Here is a 438-nt window from a genome sequence, read left to right as displayed (position 1 = left end):
TTCCGTCCTCCAAGCAGTCTTTGATACTGCTCGTACTTCAGCAGTCTGGGCAGTAAATCCTTGCGAAGCTTCCGCACGGCTTTTTTCAGGGGTTTGTCTTTGGGTTTTTCCAGCAGTTGCGACTCCAGCGCCTGAGTCATTTGTTCGAGTTTCTCACTGCTAATTCCGGTAGACTCGCCAAGTTCGTTCAGGTCCTGGCCGCGGTGTTCCTGTTCTTCTTGTTTCTCTGCAGCTTCAATGTCAGCAAACAATGTATGTACTTTTTCTTGCAGCTTGGCCTTATGTTTACTAACGGCTTTGCCCCACACGAAAGTATAGCGATTGGCGTTGGCTTCAATTTTAGTTCCGTCCACAAAGTAATGCTCCAGAGAAACGTATTTTTCCTCAGCCAAAAACTGAAGCACGGCGGTAAATACCGCTTCAAGGACGTCCTTCATT

At 47.5% G+C, this 438-nt stretch carries 1 protein-coding gene; it reads right to left on the bottom strand.

The features are described 5' to 3' along the window. The coding region (locus ACNPNW_RS06070) for a transposase (RefSeq protein ID WP_448766720.1) at nt 1-438 on the bottom strand (438 nt) is incomplete at both ends.

The sequence above is a fragment of the Acinetobacter endophylla genome (assembly GCF_053543775.1).
The sequence above is the reverse complement of the archived record's forward strand: the minus strand, read 5'-3'. Positions and strand labels throughout refer to the sequence as shown.